The 22505-nt window shown below is 36.7% G+C and carries 23 protein-coding genes and 1 pseudogene; 16 read left to right on the top strand and 8 right to left on the bottom strand.

The genetic code is table 11. The features are described from left to right. Positions 1-108: 108 nt before the first annotated feature. Positions 109-1068, top strand: a complete 960-nt coding sequence (locus tag P3U61_RS10755; RefSeq protein ID WP_014614740.1) for an NAD-dependent epimerase/dehydratase family protein — start codon at positions 109-111, stop codon at positions 1066-1068. A gap of 209 nt (positions 1069-1277) precedes the next feature. Beyond that, positions 1278-1706 (top strand): annotated as a pseudogene (gene tnpA / locus P3U61_RS10750) (IS200/IS605 family transposase). Positions 1707-1891: 185 nt separating this feature from the next. Here the strand turns inward: tnpA and P3U61_RS10745 are convergent. Then, positions 1892-3148 carry an MDR family MFS transporter gene (locus P3U61_RS10745; protein ID WP_063284848.1) on the bottom strand — a complete coding sequence of 419 codons (1257 nt, stop codon included), beginning with the start codon at positions 3146-3148 and terminating at the stop codon, positions 1892-1894. A 142-nt stretch (positions 3149-3290) separates the two neighbouring features. Between P3U61_RS10745 and P3U61_RS10740 the strand changes: the two genes are divergently transcribed. The 3 genes from P3U61_RS10740 to P3U61_RS10735 all read left to right on the top strand — a co-directional run bounded on the left by P3U61_RS10740 (position 3291) and on the right by P3U61_RS10735 (position 5254). Then, positions 3291-3734 (top strand): ATP-binding cassette domain-containing protein, encoded by a 444-nt coding sequence (locus tag P3U61_RS10740; protein ID WP_063284849.1) that lies wholly within the window; start codon positions 3291-3293, stop codon positions 3732-3734. 21 nt (positions 3735-3755) lie between these two features. After that, positions 3756-3887 carry an ATP-binding cassette domain-containing protein gene (locus tag P3U61_RS12325; RefSeq protein WP_081248075.1) on the top strand — a complete coding sequence of 44 codons (132 nt, stop codon included), beginning with the start codon at positions 3756-3758 and terminating at the stop codon, positions 3885-3887. Positions 3888-4171: 284 nt separating this feature from the next. Beyond that, positions 4172-5254, top strand: a complete 1083-nt coding sequence (locus tag P3U61_RS10735; RefSeq protein WP_015728618.1) for a branched-chain amino acid aminotransferase — start codon at positions 4172-4174, stop codon at positions 5252-5254. Between the two features lie 709 nt (positions 5255-5963). Here P3U61_RS10735 and sph read toward each other — a convergent pair. Beyond that, complete coding sequence (gene sph, locus P3U61_RS10730) at positions 5964-6956, bottom strand: sphingomyelin phosphodiesterase (RefSeq protein ID WP_014614737.1); 993 nt, start codon at positions 6954-6956, stop codon at positions 5964-5966. Between the two features lie 237 nt (positions 6957-7193). On the opposite strand from sph, the gene P3U61_RS10725 reads away from it, so the two are divergent. Then, positions 7194-7892: an HAD family hydrolase gene (locus P3U61_RS10725; RefSeq protein WP_014614736.1), complete on the top strand. Its 699-nt coding sequence runs from the start codon at positions 7194-7196 to the stop codon at positions 7890-7892. Between the two features lie 552 nt (positions 7893-8444). Here P3U61_RS10725 and P3U61_RS10720 read toward each other — a convergent pair. Together P3U61_RS10720 and P3U61_RS10715 are read right to left on the bottom strand one after the other, a co-directional pair. After that, complete coding sequence (locus tag P3U61_RS10720; protein WP_014614735.1) at positions 8445-9110, bottom strand: deoxynucleoside kinase; 666 nt, start codon at positions 9108-9110, stop codon at positions 8445-8447. Beyond that, the gene (locus P3U61_RS10715) at positions 9097-9720 is read right to left on the bottom strand and encodes a deoxynucleoside kinase (protein ID WP_014614734.1); all 624 of its coding nucleotides are present in this window, start codon (positions 9718-9720) and stop codon (positions 9097-9099) included. Before P3U61_RS10715 ends, P3U61_RS10720 begins: the two co-directional genes overlap by 14 nt. Before the next feature lie 69 nt (positions 9721-9789). On the opposite strand from P3U61_RS10715, the gene tadA reads away from it, so the two are divergent. From tadA to P3U61_RS10690, 5 genes are all read left to right on the top strand, one after another. Continuing rightward, positions 9790-10263, top strand: coding sequence for a tRNA adenosine(34) deaminase TadA (gene tadA, locus P3U61_RS10710; protein WP_014614733.1), 474 nt, complete (start codon positions 9790-9792; stop codon positions 10261-10263). A 161-nt stretch (positions 10264-10424) separates the two neighbouring features. Further along, complete coding sequence (locus tag P3U61_RS10705; RefSeq protein ID WP_014614732.1) at positions 10425-11291, top strand: Cof-type HAD-IIB family hydrolase; 867 nt, start codon at positions 10425-10427, stop codon at positions 11289-11291. Positions 11292-11509: 218 nt separating this feature from the next. Next, positions 11510-11728 carry a hypothetical protein gene (locus tag P3U61_RS10700; RefSeq protein ID WP_049773686.1) on the top strand — a complete coding sequence of 73 codons (219 nt, stop codon included), beginning with the start codon at positions 11510-11512 and terminating at the stop codon, positions 11726-11728. A gap of 19 nt (positions 11729-11747) precedes the next feature. Continuing rightward, complete coding sequence (locus tag P3U61_RS10695; protein ID WP_015728627.1) at positions 11748-13943, top strand: hypothetical protein; 2196 nt, start codon at positions 11748-11750, stop codon at positions 13941-13943. Beyond that, positions 13943-14605, top strand: a complete 663-nt coding sequence (locus P3U61_RS10690; RefSeq protein ID WP_199274269.1) for an ATP-binding cassette domain-containing protein — start codon at positions 13943-13945, stop codon at positions 14603-14605. Before P3U61_RS10695 ends, P3U61_RS10690 begins: the two co-directional genes overlap by 1 nt. Positions 14606-14762: 157 nt before the next feature. Here the strand turns inward: P3U61_RS10690 and folE2 are convergent, their stop codons facing one another. The 4 genes from folE2 to P3U61_RS10670 all read right to left on the bottom strand — a co-directional run bounded on the left by folE2 (position 14763) and on the right by P3U61_RS10670 (position 17667). Continuing rightward, positions 14763-15641, bottom strand: coding sequence for a GTP cyclohydrolase FolE2 (gene folE2 / locus P3U61_RS10685; protein ID WP_014614729.1), 879 nt, complete (start codon positions 15639-15641; stop codon positions 14763-14765). 45 nt (positions 15642-15686) lie between these two features. Then, positions 15687-16364: a bacillithiol biosynthesis deacetylase BshB2 gene (gene bshB2 / locus P3U61_RS10680; RefSeq protein WP_041613367.1), complete on the bottom strand. Its 678-nt coding sequence runs from the start codon at positions 16362-16364 to the stop codon at positions 15687-15689. Between the two features lie 18 nt (positions 16365-16382). Further along, the gene (locus P3U61_RS10675) at positions 16383-16742 is read right to left on the bottom strand and encodes a YojF family protein (protein WP_014614727.1); all 360 of its coding nucleotides are present in this window, start codon (positions 16740-16742) and stop codon (positions 16383-16385) included. Between the two features lie 85 nt (positions 16743-16827). Next, positions 16828-17667: a MurR/RpiR family transcriptional regulator gene (locus P3U61_RS10670; RefSeq protein ID WP_015728631.1), complete on the bottom strand. Its 840-nt coding sequence runs from the start codon at positions 17665-17667 to the stop codon at positions 16828-16830. A 119-nt stretch (positions 17668-17786) separates the two neighbouring features. Between P3U61_RS10670 and P3U61_RS10665 the strand changes: the two genes are divergently transcribed. The 5 genes from P3U61_RS10665 (at position 17787) to hxlB (ending at position 22027) form a co-directional block, all read left to right on the top strand. Next, positions 17787-19325: a PTS transporter subunit EIIC gene (locus P3U61_RS10665; RefSeq protein WP_323695697.1), complete on the top strand. Its 1539-nt coding sequence runs from the start codon at positions 17787-17789 to the stop codon at positions 19323-19325. Next, positions 19326-20000, top strand: a complete 675-nt coding sequence (locus P3U61_RS10660) for an N-acetylmannosamine-6-phosphate 2-epimerase (protein ID WP_063284853.1) — start codon at positions 19326-19328, stop codon at positions 19998-20000. A gap of 5 nt (positions 20001-20005) precedes the next feature. Beyond that, positions 20006-20740 (top strand): glucosamine-6-phosphate deaminase, encoded by a 735-nt coding sequence (nagB, locus tag P3U61_RS10655; RefSeq protein ID WP_063284854.1) that lies wholly within the window; start codon positions 20006-20008, stop codon positions 20738-20740. Positions 20741-20838: 98 nt separating this feature from the next. After that, complete coding sequence (hxlA, locus tag P3U61_RS10650) at positions 20839-21477, top strand: 3-hexulose-6-phosphate synthase (protein ID WP_014614722.1); 639 nt, start codon at positions 20839-20841, stop codon at positions 21475-21477. A 1-nt stretch (position 21478) separates the two neighbouring features. Beyond that, on the top strand, positions 21479-22027 hold the full coding sequence (hxlB, locus tag P3U61_RS10645) for a 6-phospho-3-hexuloisomerase (protein ID WP_063284855.1): 549 nt from the start codon (positions 21479-21481) through the stop codon (positions 22025-22027). Positions 22028-22505: the final 478 nt, after the last annotated feature.

Raw genomic sequence — 22505 nt, 5'->3', positions numbered from 1 at the left:
TGTACAAGAAAGCGCTTAAGTGATATAATCTGAGTGTATATGACATGGAATGATTGTACATAGAATACATATGTCCACATGAGAGAAACAGATTGGAGATGGAAGATGATGAAAAGAATTATGATTACCGGTGCGTTAGGGCAAATTGGAACGGAATTGGTTGCGAGATGTCGTGAAATCTACGGCAATGAAAATGTGTTAGCGACAGATATTCGTGAACCGGAAGCGAATTCTATTGTGGCAGCGGGACCATTTGAAATTCTTGATGTCACAGATGCAGACAAAATGGTTCAATTAGTGGAATCATTTAAACCAGACACGTTGATGCACATGGCGGCATTGTTATCAGCGACGTGTGAGCAAAACCCGTTACTCGCATGGAACTTAAACATGGGTGGTTTAGTGAACGCATTAGAAGCAGCACGTGAATACAACTTACAATTTTTTACACCAAGTTCAATCGGTGCGTTTGGACCAGACACACCTAAGAAAAATACAGCACAAGTGACCATTCAACGTCCAAATACAATGTACGGCGTCAACAAAGTATCAGGAGAATTGTTATGTGACTATTACTTTACTAAGTTTGGTGTGGATACTCGTAGCGTGCGATTCCCAGGGCTCATTTCATACGTTAAAGAGCCGGGTGGTGGCACGACGGATTATGCGGTTGATATTTATTTCCAAGCCGTGAGAGAAGGTAAATATACGAGCTATATTCAAAAAGACACGTATATGGATATGATGTTTATGGATGATGCGATTGATGCGATTATTCAATTAATGGAAGCAGATGGTGGCAAACTCATCCATCGCAATGCCTATAACTTGAGTGCGATGAGTCTTGAACCTGAAATGATTAAGGAAGCGATTCAAGCACATATTCCAGACTTTAAATTAACGTATGATGTTGATCCAGTCCGTCAAGATATCGCGGAAAGTTGGCCAGATAGTATCGATACGAGTTGTGCACGTGGCGAATGGGGCTTTAATCCACAGTATGACTTGGAGAAAATGACAGTCCGTATGCTTGAAGGTATTCGTGAAAAAGAAAGTCATAAAGCATAAACGAAGAGACGTAGATAAAGAATAAGTTGATAGGGTTCAGCTTTGATAAAAGGTTTTCAACACCATACAAGATAGATACGGGTAAGGATATAAAGAGAGGCGCAGATTTTTTCTCATTCCAATAAAAAGTTGTTGAAAATGAAAAACTAGGACATGATGCACTTCGCTGTTGTTCTAGTTTTTGTTAATAACAGAATTGTAAGTATCACATAGTTTTTGCACTTAAATATAGAAGACAAATAATATATGGGAAATTAAAAAGAGATATAGGTTTAATTCTGAGACAACTATGTGAAAGAAAAGGTGTAGAAATAATAGAAGCTGAAGCATGTAAAGATCATATACACATGCTGGTGAGTATCCCACCAAAACTAAGTGTTTCTCAATTAGTAGGATATTTAAAAGGTAAAAGTAGTTTAATGATTTTTGATAGACATGTACATTTGAAATATAGATATGGGGATAGAAAATTTTAGTGCAAAGGATTTTATGTAGATACGGTTGTAAGAAATAAAAAGGTAATAGAAGAACACATTCGAAATCAATTACAAGAGGATATCGTAGCAGAAAAACGCACAATGATGGAATATATAGATTCATTTACAGGGGAAGAGAACAAAAGGTTGAGAAAAAAATAGAACCCTTTTAAGGGGTGCTGAGAAAGTAGTACAGTTGGCTGCTCTTCTCAGTGCCCTTACAAGGGATGGTCAGTAACAGAGGATTTCAGCCGAAGAACAAACCACCCGTTCACACAGAGGGTTTGATTCAGCCAGAAGAATTGTAAACATTGTAGAAAGCAATATCTTCTGATGGTCATAAAAAGTTACTCTATGGACTCAACTTTATTTTGAGAAGGGGTTTGAAGTTTAAAGTTCCCATATATTGAAAGATAGATGAAAAAAGCACCGATACTTAGAAAAATAAACATATAGATGCCCATGCCTATAGAGGAGAGGTAAACACCTAAAATAATCCCTAATCGTGCAATGAGTTCTGACAAATTAAAACCCAATGCATTAAAAGCAGAATATGTGCCTCTTTTATTTTCTGGAATGATTTTGAAGCGCTGCTCATCTAAAATTGGGGAATAAATGATTTCTCCAATGGTAGCTATGAACATCAATAAAATGAGTGAATAAAACTCGTTTAAATAGGTTATACTCGCATAGCCGATGACGTAAAATATGAGACCAAGTATTAATGATTTTTTGACTGAGAGTTTTAAAATAATTTTTGTCACGAAATATGTACATGTAATCACAACAATTGTATTCACAATCATAAGAAGAGAATACAATTTAACGCCGTCTATATTAAAAAAAGCAACCGAAATAGTATTAAATTCTGCTTTTAAACGAATAGCAATATACGAAGACGCAGATAGTTCGCCCATCATCATAATGCTAGACCCTAAGGTCATCACCATAAAACGCCGATCTTTGAATACCTGTTCATAACTTTTTAAAACATTGAAAGGGTGCATTGAAAGTGATCGTTTTTCAGTCACATGGGTCTCTTTTGGGAGCCATCTTAATAAAGAAAGAAATACAAGTATAAAAATCAAAAATGCAATAAAGAAAAGTGTCGATTTGTTATTATGATAAAGTATCCCCCCCATTAAAGCACCAAATGCTAATGCAAGATTCGTCAACCAATAATCAATTTTATAAATGTACCTTTCAACATCAGGTGTGATTGCATCCATAATAATGGTATCCATTGCGGGATATTGAACTCCCCACACAATATTATAAATCGCATAACAAATGCTAAAAAATATAATATATGAAGAGCCATTTAATATCATTATGCCCATCAAAAGCAGCATGATGGCCATGACGAATTGATAGATTAAGACAGCTTTCTTTTTAGGAAAAGTCTCTATCAAATAGCCGCCAATCAGAGACACTGGAAAATTGGCAACCACAAGTAATGTGAGAAAGATGCCAGCAAATTTGGGATTCGCCATATCACTTAAATATAGAGCGATAAAAGGTAAAAAAGCACTCGTGATGAGTTCTTGAAAAAAGTTACTTATCAATCTTACTTTTAAAGTTACACTTAAATTTCTCCAAATCATAATTCTCACCTTATAGATTGTTTATAGTCTTCTATGAAATAGTATCACACCTTAAAAAGACTGACAATTTCCAATTGTAAGAATTAAGAGAACACTTTATAGTGTGTTTAGAAAATCAATGGAGGGGTTTTAAGAGAAAAACATGAATATATTAAATGCATCTAATGTCTTTAAAAGTTATTTGGATGAGCTTCTATTCGATAATATAAAATTAACAATTAACACAGGTGATATTACAGTATTGATTGATCCCAATGGAGAAGGACAAACAACATTATTAAAAATTTTATCAGGTATAGAAAGTCCTACAACAGGTGATGTTAGTTGGAAGAAAGGGTTAGAAATTAGCTATTTAGAACAATCGCCTCATTATGAAGATAACAAAACGATTTATCAGTGTTTAAAGTCGGTTTTTACTGAGTTAAATGCCATATCAGATAAATTAAGAAAGTTAGAGTTAAAAATGAGTGAACCTACAGAAGATATTGATATTGTAATTTCCTATTATGGAGAATTACAATATTACTTTGAGGAAAGAGGTGGTGATGAAATAGATTCTCAAATCAGAAAAGTTGTACACGGATGAAATATAGAATATTTACTTGAAATGAATTGGGGTGACTTATCAGGGGGTGAACGTACAAAAATTGGCATCGCTCAATCATTGATTAAACCAACTGGACTGCTACTTTTAGATGAACCTACTAATCACTTAGATATAGAATCAAAGAAACGATAGAAGATGCGTTATTAGATTTTGAAGGGACCATTATTGCTGTCTCACATGATGTACATTTTATAAACAAGTTATTTAATGTAACATGTTTATTGAAAAATAAGAAATTAAAAAAGATTTGAAGGGAATTATACTTATATCAATAAAAAAGGAGAATTATAAGTGTCATTGTATAAAAAGAATTAAAATCCACATTAATTGTTTTAATTTTCGGAATACTCATTGAATTATAGGTCAGTCATTGCTATAATGGTTAATATTATATTTTACATATGGGAGGAATAATCATGTCAGAAAAAATCGAATTAAAAGTGAGCCAAACATTAAAAGAAAAGCCTGATTTGAATCAACTCACTTTTGGTGAAGTCTTTACCGATTACATGTTAAGTTTTGAATACTCAACAGCAGAAGGATGGCACGATTTAAAGATTATTCCTTATGGTCCAATTGAACTGTCACCAGCTGCACAAAGTCTCCATTACGGACAAGCTGTTTTTGAAGGATTAAAAGCATATAAGCATGATGGCGAAGTTGTCTTGTTTAGACCTGAGGAAAACTTTAAACGAATTAATCAATCATTAGAACGCTTAAAAATGCCGGAAATTGATGAGGCGTTATTATTAGAAGGATTAAAACAACTCGTCGATATCGATCGTGATTGGGTGCCGAGTGGAGAAGGTCAATCGCTCTATATTCGACCATTTGTTTTCGCTACACAAGGCGCTCTTGGGGTGCATCCTTCACATGAGTATCGCTTATTAATCATTTTATCGCCATCTGGTTCATATTATGGCGGAGATTCATTACGTCCAACGAAAATTTACGTAGAAGATGAGTATGTACGTGCAGTACGTGGCGGTGTCGGATTTGCAAAAGTAGCTGGCAACTATGCAGCAAGCTTACTCGCACAAGCCAACGCAAATCAACTCGGCTTTGACCAAGTGTTATGGTTAGATGGTGTGGAGCAAAAATATGTGGAAGAAGTGGGAAGCATGAACATCTTCTTCGTCATTGATGGGAAAGTGGTTACACCGTCATTAAATGGTAGTATTTTACCTGGTATTACGCGTAAAACAGTATTAGAATTAGCTGCATCATTAGGCTATGAAACTGAAGAACGCCGTATTTCTATTGATGAATTGTATGAATTACATCAAAGCGGTGCCTTGACAGAAGTATTTGGTACAGGTACGGCCGCTGTTATCTCGCCAGTGGGTACGTTGCAATATAGAGAAGAAGAAATCGTGATTAATAACAATGAAACAGGTCCAATTACGCAAAAACTATATGATCATTATACAGGCATTCAAAGTGGACAATTAGAGGATCCACACGGTTGGCGCGTTGTGGTTCCGCATTATGAAAGATAATAACAAGGAAAAGCTAGGAATCCTGATATGACGGGGTTTCTAGCTTTTTAAGCATTTTATCAATGCAGTTCATGACTGTTTTACCCGAGTCCAATTCAGAACTCGACTTAAAACCTAAACGCTATTAAAATGATTGAAGATGGTTTGCGCATTGATATGTGGTGCTTTCTGCAATCATAAAAATCATCTTAACATCAATGTTCTATACACGTTTGAAATCATCCGTTATTAAGTTTTAAGGATAATCATTGGATGAAAGTAAAATAAAAATACAGCTACTTTGTATTTCTGTTCTTCAACCTTCTCTTTATAAGTGATAAAACTCTAGTGAAATCGACATAATGTGAGCTATACGCGCATGATTTTCTTAATTACGAGTAGTGGAGGAAAGCATTGCGCTCTTTTTATATTCAAAACAGGACACATGATTCCCCGTCTGACTGAAATAGGAAAGAGCCTAAATTTTTTAAAGGTGATTTTAGTGTATTTAAATAGTAAGCATACCTTTATCTATGCCATTCAATGACATTTTCTAAATACTTTTAAGCAATATAAAGCCGAGATGCTTCGTGATGGATGGCGAAACATCTCGGTTATATACGGGTATGTTATTTATTCTTGTTTTGTTACTAGTAAAGGTATTGTGAGTATATTTATGGGTTAATCCTATAACCACAGTCTATGAGAGTCAATACGACTATTAAACTTTCTATGACTTACTATACGCTTTTACTGGATAGTGATCAGAGTAGTCATTGTAGACATAAAGGTATGGGAATTTATAAACATCCCAAGTTGGTGATTTTTCAGCTACAGCTTCATTAATGAGTTGGCCTGGTTGGCGATGGTCTTTATCTACAAAAATATAGTCTAAATACTCTGGCGCACTATTAGGATAATTGTATTTGGCAATTGAGTTAGATTGAGGATCCCATGTGCTTGAATGACCTGTATAAGTTACATCGCTGACATTTAAGTTTTTCAACATATCTTGGAATTCACCATTTCCAGCATTTTTATTTACATTCATATCACCACCGATGTAAACTACTTCATCTTTAGGGATATTTTTACTTTTTACAAAATTGCTAATTTCTTTCATTTGTTCAGCTCTAATTGCTCTATCTTGACCTACTGAGCAGCGTGTATCCTCAGATTGTGTGTGTGTACCGATAACGTGAACGAATTTTCCATTTTTTTCAATTTTAGTATAGACAAAGCCTTTATTACTATCATTATCAAAGCCGCATCCGTGCTGGAAGATATGTTGAATTCGCTCTCTAATAGGGTATTTACTTACGATAGCAACACCACCATTTTCAAAAGTCGTACTTGAATAATGACCTTCAGTGCGGTCCCATCCTGAAGTGGAACGGCCAAGTACCGCAGTTTGATAAGGATAAGAAGATTTTAGATTATTGAACAGTTGATTTGCTGAAGCAGGATAGAATGCTTCATTGAAAATTACGACATCATTATCTTGTATATATTTAGATTTTGAAATTAAATCTGCACGCTTACTTTGCCCCCAGTTAGGATAAAGGAAACCAGAAAGCATATAAACATTGTGCGTCGCTAATTTTAATTCCGCTTGATTTTCGTCTGAAGCAGCATGGCTAACGCCAGTATTCATGATACCTAAAAGCATTGTAGTGGCTAATAATAGTGATGTTAATCGTTTTTTTTGTTTTAATTTTTTCATGTTCATCACTCCTTCTATTTTATTTTACATCATATATAAAATAAAAAAATTAAATGATTCTTAACTGTTTATGAAAAATTGAATAAATGTTGAGATGTTATTTGCATTAATAGATAGATTTTGTAACATAAGAAATAGTAGAATGTGATGGAATGATTCAAGAGAGTCTTTTTGGAAAGTCAATGCGTTATTTTTTCACTTTTAGTTTGATACAAAGACATAAATGGAGGCAAAAAAATGATTTCACCGAAGTGGATTTTATTTGATAAAGATGGAACGCTGATACATTTTGATGATAGTTGGACAAAAATAGGGATACAATTAGTTAATGATATCTGTGACCATTTTAAGCTTGAAGATCGTCTAGCAGTATATCAGGCAATCGGGATTAAAGATGAACGGTTCGAAGTGAATAGTGTCATGAATGGGGGGACGTTGAAAGATTTAATTGCAGTTCTTCAACAGTTTACGAATGAAAATATTGCTGATTGGGTCGCACAACGTAGTCAAACTTTAATCAGTCAACGTGTACCTGAAATCAACCTTTATGAAGGTGTAGCATCGTTAATGCAACGTTTAAAGGCACAAGGTTACGCGTTAGGCATCGTAACTAGTGATAATCATACAGGCGTGACGCAATTTTTGGAAGAAACGCAATTAACGGATGTATTTGATATGGTCATCTCAACGAATGATGGACAGTATGAAAAGCCGGATATTCGTTTACTTCAGCCATTATGGAATCGCGGTGTGCGTGGAGAAGATGTAATAATGGTGGGCGACACAGATAATGACATGTTGACCGGTAAAAATATGAAAAGTGCGCTGAATGTAGGCGTCCGTACAGGATTAGGACAAGAGGCGAAGTTTGAAGCGGCAGATGTCGTCATTGACCACGTTGGTTTATTGGAAAACGTTTTGCCCAAAGCAAAATAAATCAAGCCAATAAAATTGCGTGTTGCTTTCATTTCGTAAGTAGTGAGGTGGACATTCAAAACAGATTCATAAAGAAAACAGGCTGGAAAATCTTCCAGCCTGTTCATTTTACAATCTGAGTGTTTGAATAAATAAAAGAAAGACGATATCTTCAAAAGTTATTTCATCCTTCTTACATATTTGATTTAGAAATGTTTAAAATGATAAAGGGACAAGCATTAATAAAGAGCTGTGGGATAGCGACTACAAAGCGAGGTGAGATTCCTGAGGGCCAAAACAAAGGCTTAACGCGATTTCTGATGTTTAATAGTGACTGCTGTTTAACGCAGTAGCTGTCTAATCTCTCAATCACTTTGCATTTGAGAAGTCTAGTTCGCCTTGCGGGGGCAGTACAGCGAAATTTTTATTACACATGAGGTTTTTGTACTGCCCTAAAACCCAATTCGGCCTCCATCTCATGTACGCTTCAATTAAGTCGATTTTAGTTGAAGTGAACCAACTAGGAACGCGAGCCGCAATATGTCGGCCACAAAGACCCGTTGATTAAAACATTTATGAACGTTGATCGACTTGTCTATAGGTATGGATTACATGACCGATTTTTTTCAATACCACATCGACCGATTCAGGGTGACTCAATAAATCATATTCATTAATATTTACACGAACAACAGGACAAGCATTAAATTGGTTAATCCAATTCTCATAACGTTGGAACAGCATTTCCCAATATTCAGGATTTGTTTCGATTTCCATTTGACGCCCACGTGCTTGGATGCGTTCAAGAACTGCTTCATAATCTGACTCGAGGTAAATGAGGACGTCAGGTTTAGGGAAATAGGGTGTTAACACCATTGCTTCAAAAAGGTTGGAGTATGTTTTGAAATCTTCAGGCGTCATCGTACCTTGTTCTACATGCATCTTTGCAAAGATATCGACATCTTCATAAATTGAACGGTCTTGAACAAAGCCACCCCCATACTCAAACATACGTTTTTGCTCTTTAAAGCGTTCTGCTAAAAAGTACATCTGTAAATGAAAGCTCCAACGTTTGAAATCATGATAAAATTTATCTAAATAGGGATTATGTTCTACATTTTCATAAGATGTTCTAAAATTAAGTTTTTCTGCTATTGCGCGGGTTAAAGATGATTTGCCAACACCGACAGTACCGGCAATGGTAATAATCGCGTTTGAGGGTATATTATATTGATTCATGATTATGGCCTCCAATGAGTTCATTAATTTGGTTAAATACATATGTATAATCTGCTTCATTTTGGACAAAGTCAAGGTCGGTCGTATCCACCCATAACACTGCATGTCCTTCGCTTTTTAAAGAATGATAGTAATTTGCATAATCTTCTTTTAATTTCAATAGATAACTATCTTGAATATTGGCTTCAAAACTACGATCACGTTTAGCGATACGTTGTTTGAGTACACTTAAATCTGCATCTAAAATGACCGTAAAATCTGGTGAGATGAGATCTTCTGTTAAAATATCGTAAATTCTTGAAAATTTATCGTATTCTGCATCATTTAACGTATTACGTGCAAAGATTTTATTTTTATAAATATGATAGTCACTGACTATACCATCTGTGTGTTCTGCAAGGTCTTGATAATCTTTGTAACGGTGGCATAAAAAGAACATCTCAGTTTGAAAACTCCATTTCGAAATATCACTATAAAAATCTGACAAATAGGGGTTTTCACCGACAATTTCTTTCGCTTCATAAAAGTGATAAGATTGACTCAACTGGTGTGCTAATGAAGATTTGCCAACGCCTATAGGACCTTCAATTGCGATAAACGGTTTTTTCATATATTTCGCTCCAGTATTATTTTATTTATTCAGTATTATAAATTTTAACATAAGTGAGGCTATTTCTGTATGACAAGTCATCAATATTATATGTCAATTGCGCTAGAAGAGGCGAGAAAAGCTGCTAAAAAAGGGGAAGTGCCAATTGGTGCTGTCGTTGTTAAAAATGGAAAAATTATAGCACGTGCTCACAATTTACGAGAAACTGATCAAAGCCCAACCGCCCACGCGGAACATCTGGCTATGGAGCGAGCAGCCGCACAACTAGGGACGTGGCGTTTAGAAGGGTGCACGTTGTATGTCACATTAGAGCCGTGTGTGATGTGTGCGGGCACGATTGTAATGAGTCGTGTCGATACAGTTGTTTTTGGGGCGATGGATCCAAAAGGGGGATGTGTGGGGAGTTTGATGAATCTCGTTCAAGATAGTCGAATGAATCACCGTGCGTCTGTTGTGTCAGGAGTGTTGGCTTATTCATGTGGAGAAATATTACGCCAATTTTTTAGAGCATTACGCTTGTATAAAAAACGACAAAAGAATTAAGTCATTGTTTTACCATTTCAAAGTGTGATTTCTCTATATGAGCGAATGGTAAGAAGCGTGATAGGAATTCATTTTACGGTACTTCCTTATGTAACTTTGTTAAAATGAGATTATATTTAAAACGAGTAAAGGAAGAACGAAAAGTAGAGAGAGGGATAAAGATGGTGAAACTGATAGCAACAGATATGGATGGGACATTGTTGAATGCAGCTCATGAAGTATCAAAAGAAAATGTTGAGGCGATTCAATATGCGCAGTCTCAAGGAGTGACAGTGGTCATTGCGACTGGACGTGCATTTTATGAAGCAAACGATCCAATTATTCCGACAGGGTTAAAAGTACCATATATTTGTTTGAACGGTGCAGAAGTGCGAGATGAAAGTTTTGACATTGTACATACGTCCAGTTTGAATCACGGTTTGTACCAACGCATTCGACAAACATTAAACAATGAGAATATGTACTATCAAGTGTATACGAACTTTGGTATTTATACAGAAGACCCCGAAAAAGATTTAGCCATATATTTAGATATTGCGAAACACTCAGGTCAAAAAGGCGATGTAGAGAAAATCAGAAAGCATATTCAACATCGCATCGATCTTGGAACATTAAAAGTCGTTGATAATTATGACAAAATCGAATCTGTACCTGGTGAACTTATCATGAAAGTTTTGGCGTACGACAAAGATTTAGCTAAAATTGAGCGTGTGAAAAAACAATTATCAGAAAGTAGCAACTTAGCAGTTTCCTCATCGTCACTCGGTAACATTGAAATTACACATATTGATGCACAAAAAGGGCTAGCCTTACAAGCCATTGCTGAACAACTCGGTATCGATATGGCGGATACGATGGCAGTTGGCGATAACTTAAATGATAAATCGATGTTAGAACGTGCTGGCGTTGCCGTCGCAATGGAAAATGCCTTGCCAGAATTGAAAGATATCGCAACATTTGTGACAGATTCGAATGAAAACAGCGGTGTTGCCAAAGCCATCTATCGTGCATTAGGGAAAGAAGAGTAAAGTTTTAAAAATAAGTAAATACGATTTATGAAGCCATTAAAATTCATTTTCTGTGAATAATTAATGGCTTTTATGTGTTTGACAAAGGTATACGACTATAAAGTTGCTTGAATCCTAATATTATTTTAAACTAAATAAAATAATTATTTAGTTTAGTGGATAATGTAGTATAATGTCAATGTAAGCGCTTATTAATTCTGTTTTAAGAGGTAGAAAATATGAAATTAAAAAGTCCAACATTTCATGGTGTCAAAATACATTGGGAGTATGGAAGAACGTTTTTTACTTACAGTTATTCTATAGTTCAAACAGGTAGATTTACACACTCGGCAACGGCTAATTCAACTTTTTCTGGTTGGAAAAGACCAGGTGTTAAAGCAGTGGCAAAACAATATGTTGGATGGAGATCGGCTGTAGCTTATTGGAATTGTAGATAAGCACAATAGGTGAGAATAAATGAAAAATATACAATTAGTAGGAAAGATACGGTATCTCATCTTTGCATTAGTTGCTATACAAGCCATCATTATTCTGATGATGACAACTTTTCGTTTGGGTGAATGGTATGATGAAAAATGGGACGAGGTACAAAATTCGGCTAATCAGCATCAGTTTTATTTAAACCGTATCACCATCGAGCAAAAAGAAGATGTCATGGATGTATTAAAACAGTTTCCTGAACTATTGATTTTGACATCGACGGTTGATGAAGAGACAAATCATGAATTGATTGGTTTAACAGGTAAAGCGGAACAATTTCCAGAAATTCAACTGTATGATCATACAATCATGTCACAACAGGATATAGTAAAATTATTAAATAGTAAAAATGAAAAAGCAACGATTGGAGATTTTAATGGTTCTATTCATAACATTAAAGAATTCAATACGCCATATTTTGCTAAAAGGCATTCTATTGTCGATTTGCAGTCTTATATTCATACGACAAAAAGTATCAATGGCTCATACACAGTTTATGGTTCAGAACAACAATTCAAACAGTTGATCAAAGCTTTGTCTGTAGTGACGCATCAATCTGAAACGGCTTTGACCACGATTAATGGCGGCGTTGCTAAAATGGACAATACAGTCACTGTTGTATTGTCATGTTTATTAATCATGACGATGTTAGCAGTGTTTATATTATTTATTGCTGTTACAGTTGCGAACCTTAAAAATTTAGGGCATTTAACGCTTTTAGGGTGGTCAAAATGGGCAGTTGCGAATAAAGTGTTGCGTCAATTTGTGGTGTTTTCAATCCTGATTATTCCTGTTTTTGCAGTTATTTTATGGTATGTGAGTGGCTGGCAGTCGATAACATTAAAAGTTTTGTCTTATTTCTTTTTAGGTGGCGTCATCAATTTAACACTCACACTCTTCATGACTGGCATAGCGGTGTTGACTGTGTTCTCAATGAAACCGGTAGATGCAATTAAAGGGAAAGTGCCTCACCGTACACTCTATGGCATGGGCGCATTAGGTTATGTGCTTCTAAGTATTTTACTCGTATTCGGTAGTGTCCGTTTAGATGAACCAATCAAAGAGGTCGTACAAAATTTTCGGATTGCGAAACAATGGGAAAATGTTTCTAATTACTATACATTAAAAGATATGCAAACAGGGGAAGATCTTTCGACCATAGCTGGAAAATCTAATGCGCTAGATCGCGACATTTATCATTGGTATCAATCTATCGTGAAAGATGCTAACGTATTCATTGCGCATTCTGAATATTTTGATAAAGACTTGCTTGAATATTATCGAGAGCAAGCGATTTATGAAAATGTGCCAGAAAAAGCATTTTGGTATATGACATTTTCACCTAATTATTTAAAGAATATTCACCTCAATGTAGCACAGCAATATATCGATAATGCTGAGAGTGGTACAAAAGTGTTTTTAATTCCTGATAGTTATACGAAACAGCAGAAAGAAAAATTTGAACAATGGATTAAAGAAAGTGAGTCAACTGAACGAAATGAAAATGATATTCCGACTGCATATAATCAGGAAAATCGTTTTAAATTTATAACTTACCATTTTCAACAAAAAATATTTAGTTGGAACAATACCCCGAATGACGAAGTGATGGTAAAAGATCCGATTATTTATATCATTACACCAGAAAATATGAATTACTTGCAATCAGAAAGTTTGAGAAGTAATGATTTGAATAGTTATATCAAGTTTAAGGATCGAAAGACAGCAGAAAACTATACTACGAAAAGCTACTTGGAACAATATCATTTGGCAGACAATGAACTGAAATTTGTCCCTATTCAAGTCTTTATTGATGGACTTCAAAAAGACTTAGCAGAAACCATCGTTTGGTTTGGTAGTTTTATCGTTGGTGCATTATTGCTATCCATTCTTTTACTCATATCATTGGCTTATGTGTATCGATTAACACATTATGAACGTCTTTATATTTCAAAATTTTTAGGCTTCAGTTTCTTTAAAATGTACAGCCTTCCGATGATTTTGATTTTAAGTATTTGGGCGATTGATATGCTTGTCGTTTTATTCTGGCCGTCAAAATCAGGGATTGTTTCTATTACAATTTACGGTGCGATTCAGTTACTCATTTTTTACCTATATATGTCGCGTAATGATATTAAACAATTACTTCTTACAATTAAGGAGAAATCATAATGAAAGCAATTGAAATCAATCATATAACGAAGAAATTTGGAAGTAGAACAATTATCCGTGATTTTTCACTTGATATACATCAAGGAGAATTTGTTGCAATTGTTGGGAAATCAGGTTGTGGGAAGTCGACATTGCTCAATATGATAGGGCTTCTAGAGACGATAGAAACGGGTGAAGTCAAAATTTACAACCAGGCGATTCCTAAGATTAACTCAGCTACAGCGACAAAATTGAGAAGACATACGATTAACTATTTATTTCAATCCTATGCGCTCATTTCTGATATGACTGTAAAAGACAACTTATTACTTGCGTTGGAGTATGTCAAAATCAGCAAGAAAGAGAAGCTAGACAAAATTCAGCAAGTGTTACAGAAACTTGAAATTGATACATTATTGAATGACAAAATCAATACTTTACCGGGTGGCGAGCAACAACGTGTAGCGGTAGCAAGAACAATTTTAAAACCAGGTGACATCATTTTAGCAGATGAGCCGACTGGTGCGCTTGATCCAAAACTCGCTGACATCGCTTTTGAGTTCATACGAGAGTTGCGAGATACTGATAATAAGACCATTGTACTTGTCACACATAATATTGAGCAGGCTAAACAAGCTGACCGTTTAATAGATCTTAATGAATTGAATGAGAAAGTGAGTTAGTCGTGAATAAACTTACTTTCCGTATTCAACAATAGAAGCAAGTTTATTGTACTGATTCAAAAAGGAAAAGACTGGGACATTAGCTTTCCCAGTCTTTATCATGGTTTTATGGTTCATTAATGACTAAAAAATAATTAAATTTTTTTAGTCCATCCCGTTATTTTCGATATTTCAATTTCGCAAATGCATCATGTTGATGAATTGATTCTTCATTACGACATTCAATATCAAAGCCTTCTAACCAAGAGACTTCGACTAAATCTGCCGCAATTAAACGAATTAAATCTTCCACAAAACGCGGATTCTCATAAGCACGTTCTGTCACGCGCTTTTCATCCGGACGTTTTAAAATTGGATACAACATAGAGCTTGCATTGGCTTCCATTGCATCTAAAATAACTTCCTTATAATCTTCTGGAAGTGTTGCCGTTTTATCGAGATACACTTTCACTGTAATGATGCCACGTTGGTTATGTGCAGAATACTCACTGATTTCCTTTGAACAAGGGCATAGCGTGGTAACAGCTGCTTCAATGGTGATTTCTTTACGAGACACTACATCATTTTCTAGCGCGAAACCATAAGTCACATCAGCGTGACCTACTGCTTTTATTTGTGTAACCGGGCTATAGCGATTAAAGAACCACTTACCACTAACATCCACACCGGCACTATGTTGCTTCATGCGACTTTTCAACTGATTTAATAATTGTGTTAATGCGTCAAATTCCAGACGAATCCCGTTGTCATATTCTGCTTCTACAGATTCTAAAATCCGGCTCATATTAATGCCTTTTTCGTCTTTATTCAAGCTTGTTGAAAAGCTAAAGTTCCCAGCGGTTTGATATTGATCAATCCATACAGGGTACACGAGATTTTTAATTCCTACTTCTTCTATTTCAAACAAAAAATTCTTATGTGTACTTTGAAGGTCGGTCATTTCATCTTTTGTTGTTGGTTTTGTTCCTTTGACAGGATCTACTGAACCAAAATGTTTCCAACGACCTTCACGTGTCGATAAATCGAATTCAGTCATGTATCTTCCTCCACTAAAATGTCACATGCATGTGCAATACGTTATTTATTTAAATGAATAAGTCCAAAATGTTTCGGTTGTTAAAAAGTTTGCAGCATCTTTTGGCGCACCAGAAACGTCACCTTGTGGGTTGGCAAGTTGCTCCAAGAAAGGTCCCGTTTGTGAACGATGTGCTTCGAATGCGGCATATTTACGGTCTTGATAAGCTGAAATGTCATTGACGATATCAGGTTCGCCCAACTGTTCAACGGCATCATTACTAAATGCGACTAATTGAAGTTTTGGACGACGCGCAACATCCATACGACCAACAGTTCTCACGACCGCTTCTGCTGTTGCTTCATGATCAGGATGGACGGCATAACCGGGATAAAATGAAATGATCGTGGAAGGTTGTGTTTCATCGATAAGTGATTGCACCATCGCATCCATTTCTTCCGCGGGTTCAAATTCCACAGTTTTATCACGTAAGCCCATTTTACGTAAATCTGTAATACCGATTGCTTTCATGGCGTCGTCGAGTTCACGTTCGCGAATGTCTGGCAGTGATTCACGTGTAGCGAAAGGCGGGTTCCCAAGATTACGTCCCATTTGTCCGAGTGTCAGACATGCATAAGTTACGGGCACACCTTCATCGATATAACGTGCAAGCGTACCTGCTGAAGAAAATGTCTCATCGTCCGGGTGTGGGAAGATGACAAGGATATGGTGTTCAGTTGTCATAATCATCAATACTCCTTTCTATGCTTTAAAAGGCTTGTGGCTCATTTCAAGTGCTGCCGCAAGTTGTCCTTCATAATTGAATCCTGCCAATAAAAACATCCCATCTTCAGTCACTTCATAATGCGTTAAACCTTGAACATATACCCAGCTATGTTCGCCAAGCTTCAGTCCTACACGGTAAGGATCTTTATGTCCCCCTTTAAGTTGTGCATGTTGGTAAGTGACTTGGATATTTCTTAAAAAAGTACCTGCGTTGAACACACGTTGATCAAAGTGATTGGCATAAGCGCCATTTGTCGTTTCAACGTGCAGATAGACAGGTTGATTTGCGTATTCGTCGAGTAGTGCTTGTACGGCTTCTTCTGTAATCGGTTGCAAAAGATTCACTGCCTTCCTGATTATGATTATCTATCTATTTTACTAAAAATAACTCAAAATTAATATAGCTCTGCTCAGTTTAATCTTATAGACGGCGAAAATCATGCGTCGAATAAGTCGTGTGTGTTCTTTTCGCTGACAGTTGTTCATAACTCGACGTAAAATGGGCTAAGCGTTCTTCATTTTGTAGTAAATGATAACTCAATAAATCAATAATAAAGTGATTGGCGAGTTGAGAATTAATAAAGTAAGCATCATGTGTTTGATTGCGATCGGCGGTCATAATGATGCGATGGCAATGTTGTTCCAGTGCAGGTGTCCGAAAATGAGAAATGGCTATCACAGTCGCCCCGTTTTCACGACCATGACTTAAACTATCCATAATTTCCTTCGTTGCGCCACTATTCGTAAAAGCGACGATCGTAGTATTGCCATGACACATGTGCCCAATGACTGTCATTAAATGCGCATCCGTAATAGCGAGCGTGTTGAAGCCCATTCTCGACGTGCGAAAGTACAATTCTTGCGCGCTTAATCCAGAACTACCAATACCGATAAAAATGATTTTATCACTCTGTTCAATCGTGTTGACGAGGTACATCAAATCATCTTCAATGAGAAATTCACCCGTGTGATCCATGATGGCGCGATAATGTTGATGCAAAATTTGAATGGAAGGACTATTGTGAATCGGTTCCGTTTGCAGTTCGTGTTGGATGGCGAAACGAAACGATTGGAAGCTATCATAATTTAATTTATGTGCAAAGCGTGTAATACTAGAAGGTGACACACCAATCGCATCCGCTAACTGATTAATTGCACCTAAGTCCGTATGATCATCTACCGACAAAATGAATTGAGCGATTTGCTGGTCAACTTTTGTGAAATGATGTTGATTTTGTTGAATACGATTTTCAATTTTCATCGTCATCCTCCTTTTAAACTCAGTATATTTGAAAATAATTTCCAAAACAACGTATTTTGTTGACGGAAATTTTCTTAGTGATATATTGAGAGTGAACAGGGAAGAAGAGGGGGACAAGATTGAATACATTATTTGATAAAGCGCAGCAATTTGGGAAGTCCTTTATGTTACCAATTGCGATTTTACCGGCAGCAGGATTATTACTCGGTATTGGAGGCGCACTGAGTAATCCGAACACTATCGAAGCGTATCCATTTTTAAATATTCCATTGTTGCAACATTTGTTTATATTAATGCGGATGGCTGGCAGTATTGTGTTTCAAAACTTGTCAGTATTGTTTGCGATAGGTGTTGTAGTCGGTTTGGCACGAGCAGATAAGGGTACTGCTGGGTTAGCTGCGATGTTGGGCTTTTTAATTATGAACGCAACGATGAGCGGCCTTTTAACAATTACAGAACAGGTGGCGGCACCTGACCAACTCGCTAAGGCTGGGCAAGGGATGGTTTTAGGTATTCAAACTGTAGAGACAGGCGTGTTTGGGGGGATCATTGTGGGTATCATAACGGCAATGCTCCATAATCAATACTACAAAATCACATTACCGCAGTTTTTAGGCTTCTTTGGGGGCTCACGCTTTATTCCAATTGTGACAGCTTTTGCATCTATTGTATTAGGTTTAGTGATGTTCTTTATTTGGCCGTTATTTCAACATGCGATTATGGGAGCAGGTCAAATTGTGAAGCAAACAGGCGTCATTGGTACGTTCCTATATGGTTTCATATTGAGAATGCTAGGGCCTTTCGGATTGCATCACATTTTTTATCTTCCATTTTGGCAAACCGCGCTCGGAGGTTCACTCGAATTGAATGGCAAACTGATTCAAGGGACGCAAAATATCTTTTTTGCACAATTAGGTGACCCTGCAACGGCACATTATTATGAAGGCGTTTCGCGTTATATGTCAGGGCGTTTTATTACAATGATGTTTGGACTGCTAGGTGCGGCACTCGCGATATATCATACAGCAAAACCTGAGCGCAAAAAAGTGGTCGGTGGTTTAATGTTATCTGCAGCTTTAACGTCTTTTTTAACAGGTATTACGGAGCCGTTAGAGTTTAGCTTTTTATTTGTTGCCCCATTACTTTACGTTGTTCATGCATTATTAGATGGTTTAGCGTTTATGATGGCAGATATTTTTAACATTACGGTTGGGCAGACGTTTAGCGGTGGTTTTATAGATTTTATCTTGTTTGGTGTTTTACAAGGCCAAGCGAAAACGAATTATTTATGGATTATTCCAATCGGTCTCGTCTGGTTCGCACTTTACTATGTGATTTTTAGAATGTTAATTCAAATGTTTAACTTTAAAACACCGGGGCGTGAAGATGAGACAACGCAACAAAGCGTACAAACAAATGAACGTGCGACAACCATTATTCAAGGTTTAGGTGGACATGAAAATATCGAAATAGTCGATTGCTGTGCGACACGCCTGAGAGTCACGTTAAAAGATACACAAAAAGTAAATGAAAGCTTGATTCAAGGTACTGAACCTAAAGGAATCATTACGAAAGGAAACGGCGTCCAAATTGTCTATGGACCTCACGTTTCAACCATTAAAAATGAAGTAGAAGAACAATTAGAAGGGAGTCATTAGATGAATTTAACACAAGGATTAATCGTATCTTGCCAAGCGTTACCAGATGAGCCACTCCATTCATCATTCATTATGGGGAAAATGGCGTTAGCTGCAAAACAAGGAGGCGCTGTTGGGATTAGGGCGAATACGAAAGCAGATATTTTAGCGATTAAAGAAGAGGTGGATTTGCCAGTCATCGGTATTGTGAAGCGAGACTATGACAACTCTTCCGTATTTATTACTGCGACACAAAAAGAAGTAGATGAACTTATTGAAAGCGGATGTGAAGTGATTGCGATGGATGCGACATTACGTGAACGTCCTGCTGAAGATTTAGAAACTTTAGTACAATATATCCGTAAAGCAGCGCCGGATGTTCAAATTATGGCAGACATTGCGACGGTAGAAGAAGCGCAAAATGCAGAACGTCTCGGCTTTGACTATATTGGTACGACGTTACATGGCTATACAGAGCAAACGACAGGTCAAGTGTTATACGCCAATGATTTTGCGTTTTTAAAAGACGTGCTAGCGAATGTATCGCAAAAAGTTATCGCTGAAGGGAATGTGATCACGCCTGAAATGTTAAAAACAGTCATGGATTTAGGTGTGTATGCTGCAGTTGTTGGTGGTGCCATTACGAGACCACGTGATATTACGAAACGTTTTGTGAAAATGATTGAGGAGGAATAAGCATAATGAAGATCATTAATTTAGGTCATGAAGCGAATGCATCATTTTACGTTGCGAGCGAATTATTTAAACAAATGTTATATCAAAAAGACAGTCGTTTAGGATTAGCAACGGGTGGCACAATGGTTAAAGTGTATGACTATTTAGTGGAATTACTTCAAAAAAACCAACTCGACGTGTCTCAAGTGGAAACATTTAATCTAGATGAGTACGTCGGCTTAGCGTCAGATCATGAGGAAAGCTATTGCCAATATATGAAACATGTTTTATTTGGCGCGTATCCTCATTTTACTACTGAAAATATTCACGTGCCAAATGGTGAAGCATCAGATATTGAAGCGGAATCTCAACGTTATGAAACGCTATTAGAAGAAGGCGGTCCGTTAGATATTCAAATTTTAGGCATCGGTCAAAACGGTCATATTGGTTTTAATGAACCAGGGACACCGTTTGAAAGTTTAACGCATTGTGTCGATTTAACTGAAAGCACAATCAAAGCGAATAGTCGTTATTTTGATTCGATTGATGATGTACCAAAACAAGCCATTTCAATGGGATTAAGTTCTATTATGAAAGCGAAACGTATCATTTTGTTAGCGTTTGGTGAGCAAAAACGTGAAGCGATTCGTCATTTAATGAGCCAAGAAGTGACTACGGATGTGCCAGCGACGATTTTACATCGTCATCCCCATGTAGAAGTGTATGTAGATGATGCAGCAATGCCTGAAATTGACAATTAAGTCGCGTTGAACTTATAAATCCGACATGTTTAATCTCTTTTCTAAAGGGTATAGCACGAGTTGTAAGAGACAAAACATGACGGAGGATTGATGAAATCATGGAATTACAATTAGCCATTGATTTATTAAATAAAGAAGATGCAGCAGAACTTGCGAAAAAAGTAACGGACTATGTCGATATTGTTGAAATCGGAACACCTATCGTCATTAATGAAGGCTTACCAGCTGTGCAACATTTAAAAGAGAACGTGAAAGATGAAGATGTCAAAGTATTAGCTGACTTAAAAATTATGGACGCGGCAGACTATGAAGTGAGCCAAGCAGTGAAATTTGGCGCGGATGTTGTCACAATTTTAGGTGTAGCTGAAGATGCATCCATCAAAAATGCGGTGGAAGAAGCGCACAAACATGGTAAAGAATTACTTGTCGACTTAATTGCTGTTCAAGATTTAGAAAAACGTGCGAAAGAAATTGACGCATTAGGTGCAGACTATATCGCCGTGCATATCGGTTATGACTTACAAGCTGAAGGGCAATCACCTTTAGAAAGCTTAAGAAAAGTAAAGTCGGTCATCAAAAATGCAAAAATTGCTGTCGCTGGTGGAATTAAACCAGAAACAGTTAAAGAAGTTGCGGATGAAGGCCCCGATTTAATTATCGTCGGTGGCGGTATCGCAAATGCTGACGATCCACGTGAAGCGGCTAAACAAATCCGAGAAGCGATTGAAGGTAAATAACATGGCCATTCAACAACAGCTTGAACGGATTCGCCGTGAGATTGCACAGACGTTATCACAAGTGGATGACCAAGCGATAGCGGAATTCGAACAAGTTGTATCTGATGCAGAAGCGGTATTCGTGACAGGTAAAGGCCGTTCAGGATTCGTCGCGAATGGTTTTGCGATGCGTTTGAATCAACTTGGTAAAAAGGCGCACGTCGTTGGAGAAGCGACGACACCGTCCATTCAAAAAGGGGATGTGCTCATTGTCATTTCGGGCTCAGGTTCGACAACACATTTAAAACTGTTAGCCGATAAAGCGCATGAAGTCGGCGCGACGATTGCATTGGTTACGACAGCAACGGATTCTAAAATCGCAGAATTGGCAAACGTGACACTCATCCTACCAGCTGGCACGAAATATCAGGCTGAAGGTTCTGAACAACCACTCGGCAGCTTGTTTGAACAAAGTGCACAGTTGATGTTAGATGGTGTCGTGTTAGACTTCATGACCGCATGGGATGTCGATGAGACAACGATGCAAAATAATCATGCGAATTTAGAATAGTACAATTGTAAAAATCGTATGATATGTAAAAAAGAGCTAGTTTCTACAATACGGTTGTAGGAACTAGCTTTTTTAACAGCTCATCTTAGTATGTTTCTTTAAAATTTTTGAACTTAAAAAATCGTTATAACTAGGATTTTTCTTTCTTTTTCTTAAAATAAAAGTACATATTAACCAAAACCAATGGGAGTAAACAAAGTGTAAGGATAATCACATGCATATCAATTCCTCCTTTTTTTCATAGTACCTAAAAAAATAAAAAAGTAAATTAAATATACTGAATTGTTTATACTTAATCGGACAACTGCTTTGAGGGGAGTATTGTTAAATAAAGAAAGCAGATAATTTTATTATGTATAGAACAAGAGAAGTATTTATCCTGTTATTTAAAATTCAAATAGTATGTTTACTTGAAATAGAAGTGGAGATAGGGAACAGTTCTGTTCAACGTACATCAGATTCTGTTAATAGAACTGCC

It is taken from the genome of Staphylococcus pseudintermedius (assembly GCF_034042775.1).
GTDB lineage: Bacteria > Bacillota > Bacilli > Staphylococcales > Staphylococcaceae > Staphylococcus > Staphylococcus pseudintermedius.
The sequence above is the reverse complement of the archived record's forward strand: the minus strand, read 5'-3'. Positions and strand labels throughout refer to the sequence as shown.